This window comes from Nostoc sp. 2RC, from assembly GCF_014222165.1.
Lineage (GTDB): Bacteria > Cyanobacteriota > Cyanobacteriia > Cyanobacteriales > Nostocaceae > Nostoc > Nostoc linckia.
Genome location: NZ_JACKZU010000528.1, coordinates 1 through 3,976 on the forward strand (window position 1 = coordinate 1; position 3,976 = coordinate 3,976).

The following is a 3,976-nucleotide window of genomic DNA, read 5'->3' on the forward strand; positions in this document are numbered from 1 at the left end:
GTAAATACCTGACCTGATGCTAAACCCCTACATTACTGTAGGGGTTTTAAATCACACAACAGTTAGTTAGAGTGAAAATAAATATATATAAGAGCAATTTTCAAATGACCATTTACTTTTATAAGGCTTGGCAACCTTACGGCTGTTTTTCTAACTTTTCTTTTCACGGAATTCATCTCCAGGGTGTTTACTGGCCGACAGTTGAGCATTATTATCAAGCACAAAAGTTTGTGGGCAGTACGGATGCAGTAATTATACCTTTCATTCATGCCGCCCCCACACCTGAAGAAGCTGCGGCTTTGGGAAGATGTAGCACTCGCCAACTACGTAGAGACTGGGATTTAGTCAAAATCCAAGTAATGCGAGAAGCTGTACTCAAAAAGTTTCTCACTCATGCTGATATTAGAGAAGTTCTGTTGAGGACAGGCGATGAAATGTTGGTTGAAAACTCTCCAATTGATTATTATTGGGGTTGTGGCGCTAATAAAACCGGTCAAAATCATCTCGGTAAAATTCTCATCAACGTTCGTGAAGAAATCCGTAAATTGCTATCTTTAACGGTAATTCACGAAGAATTTAATTAAAAAAGTTACATTCAACATAAAATCAGCAATTCAACGGGGAATAGTTAAATTCCCCAGGCAAAAAATTCTCAATCAATCGCCCAAAATAAGTAATTTAATTGGCAACAATCTTAATTTATTGGCTAAATGGGCAGCATTTTTAAAAAATATTGTTAATTTCAAGCAATTAATCAGCTACTAAGTTGAGTGAAATTACTGAAAGAGTTTAATCATTGAGAATATAGAATTAATAGGTGTCAATAATTAAAATTTTATTAATTATAAACTTTAGAGGAGATTTGTAAAGTCTGTGTAATAAAATCAGCGTTTTTAAATTTTCCTTAATCAATTTTAATCACAGTGATTCTAATACTTGTAAAATATTCTTTAATAAGCTAATCATGATTCAAATTGCATCTTTGTGTTCCCGCATTTTTCTAGCGAGTGCAATTATGCAATTTGAAAGTGCATCAACTTACCATTTACAAAAATATCTGCGACAGTAATTTGATGAAATGGGATGAGAATCACGGAACTGTAATTTTAAAATTCTCATCAAAGACAGCTATAAAAAAACTTTTTTATACTTCAGTCATGGTGTATATAAGCGATGACATTCACCGATAAACCAAACTGGTTGCAGCAAAGCTTAGACCAAGAAAGTTTACTGCATCGGATGACGAAACAGATCAGGCGATCGCTCGATCTCCAAGAGATCTTAACGGCTACTGTTGCCGAAGTACGGTTGTTTTTGGGTACAGATAGAGTCAAGGTGTATCGGTTTAATGTTGATGGTAGCGGTGAAGTTATTGCTGAATCTATTGATGAACAGCGTCTACCATCTTTATTGGGGTTACGCTTTCCAGTCCATGATATTCCACAAGAAGCTAGAGAGATGTTTCTGCTAGCAGGACAACGTTCAATTGTAGATGTCGCTAGTGGGAAAATTGGGGTATCACCTCTAAAGTCAAAAGAAACTGGCAAACGTCTACAAACTAATATTTACTATCGGCAAGTAGATCCTTGCCATATTGAATATTTAAAAGCAATGGGCGTGCAGTCTTCCTTAGTAGTGCCAATTCTGCATTACGACTTGAAAGAAGAATCGGCAAAACCCCGATTGTGGGGATTGCTGGTATCTCATCACACCCAAGAGCGAAGGATTCTGAAGCGAGAACTGAGATTAGTGCAGCAAGTTGCCGATCAAGTGGCGATCGCCATCGCTCAAAGTCGCCTATTCACTGAAGCCATCGCCCAACAAGAACGAGAAGCCACTATTAACCGAGTCACCACACTATTACATAAACTGCCAACCATTCAATTACAGGGCGCATTAGAAGAAGTAATTACTGCCTTCGCTGGCATAGGTGGTAGGCTTTATCTTGAAGAAAGTAAAGAATTATATACCTGTGGCGAACAGCCGAAACTACCATTCGAGCTAGAAAATAGCCTCATCGAAGAGCATTCTATGTGGCAAACCTGGATGGCTGAGTCTAAACCGGGCGGTATTTGGGCAACTGCTGACCTTTATAGGGAAGCGCGTTTGCGAGTTTTAGCTTTGGGGTTCCGTTCTACCCCAATTCGGGGTCTGATGGTGATTCCGCTACATTATCGCGAAAAATTTACTGGTGTATTAACCATTTTTCGCTCGGAATTTGACACAGCAATTTTATGGGCTGGACAGTGCGAAGATAATCGGCGGCAATTATTACCGCAACTTTCCTTTGAAGTTTGGCGAGAGGAAAAAAAAGGGCAAGCACTTGAGTGGAAGATAGAAGATATTTTATTAGCTCAAGCTCTGTACGATCATTTTTCAATGGCAATTCAGCAGCAGCAAATGTACAAACAAGTACAAGCCCTCAATTCCAACCTAGAACTGCGGGTGCAAGAGCAAACTGCTGAACTAGAAAAATCATTACTATTCACCAAAGTACTCAAACAAGTCACAGACCACATCCGCAGTACATTAGACTCGCAGATAATCCTCCAGACGATCGTTCGGGAAGTGCGATCGCTCCTGAATTCAGACAGAGTATTAATTTTCCAAATCCAAACAAAATCGGTGATCGTGGAAGAAATTAATGGCAGTTGGCACTCAGTTTTGGGAGTGCAAGCACCAGGAGAATGCTTTCCTGATGACTTTATTAAATTATACTTCCAAGGTAGAGTGCGAGCCATCAACAATGTATCAAGCATTTCTTTGAGTCCTTGCCACCGAGATTTTTTACAAAGTCTACAAGTGCAAGCCAACTTAATTGTTCCAATCAACATAGGTATGCAAGTATGGGGATTACTGATTGCCCATCAGTGCGATGGCCCCAGAAATTGGCAGGATGCGGAAATTGATTTATTGCAACAGCTAGGAGATCAAGCTGCGATCGCCATTCAACAAGCACAACTCTACGAACAAACTTGCATTGCGGAAGCTGAAGCCAGGAATCAAGCTGTACAGTTAGAACGTACTCTGCATCAACTCCAAGAAACGCAGACAAAATTGATTCACACTGAAAAAATGTCTGCCTTAGGACAATTGGTAGCAGGTATCGCCCACGAAATTAATAACCCAGTTAACTTTATCTACGGTAACCTCTGCCATGCCAGCGACTATACCGAACAATTACTAGAAATTTTACGCCTCTACCAGCTACATTATCCCAATCCCCATAATGAAATTCAGGCTGCCATCGAAGCCATCGATTTTGATTTTTTGGTGGAAGACTTGCCAAAAATCATGGAATCAATGCAAGTAGGAAGCGATCGCATCCGTTCAATAGTGCTGTCATTACGCAATTTTTCTCGCTTAGATGAGTCAGAAAACAAGCGCGTCGATCTACACGAAGGTCTTGACAACACTTTATTAATTTTGCGACACCGCCTCAAAGGAAATCCTGAATTTCCAGGCATTGAAGTCATCAAAGACTATGGCACAATTCCACGAGTGGAATGTTATGCAGGGCAAATGAATCAAGTATTCATGAATATTATCAGCAATGCTATAGATGTTTTGGCAATAGGCTAGGGGGGGTGGGGGGTGGGGAGATGGGAAGATGAACAAGAAATAGGAGAATTTCGAGATGAACAAAACCACGCCGATTATCCCCAATGTCCAATCCCCACAATTCACATTTCCACTAAAGTTTCACCAGACAACTCTCGTGTGTTGATTCGTATTAGTGACAATGGCCCTGGAATGACTCAAGAAATAAAAAAGCGAATTTTTGACCCATTTTACACCACCAAACCTGTAGGTAAAGGTACAGGACTGGGATTGGCAATCAGCTATCAAATTATCGTCGAAAAACATGGCGGAATAATGGAGTGTATTTCAGAACCAGGCAAAGGTACAGAATTCTGGATTGAGATTCCCGTTCAGCCGCCAGGGGCAATTAGTTAAGGGGAAAGGGGAAAGGGTA

At 40.2% G+C, this 3,976-nt stretch carries 1 protein-coding gene and 1 pseudogene; both read left to right on the plus strand.

Annotated features, from left to right (window positions below):
• The first annotated feature begins 104 nt into the window (after positions 1–104).
• Positions 105–584: an NADAR family protein gene (locus GNE10_RS32600; protein ID WP_185570153.1), complete on the plus strand. Its 480-nt coding sequence runs from the start codon at positions 105–107 to the stop codon at positions 582–584.
• Between the two features lie 589 nt (positions 585–1,173).
• Positions 1,174–3,957: pseudogene (locus GNE10_RS32605) on the plus strand (GAF domain-containing protein).
• The last annotated feature ends 19 nt before the right edge of the window (positions 3,958–3,976 follow it).

Bases quoted from the DNA above. Each gene is read 5' to 3' on its own strand.
- GNE10_RS32600 (WP_185570153.1), top strand. From the start codon at position 105: ATGACCATTTACTTTTATAAGGCTTGGCAACCTTACGGCTGTTTTTCT.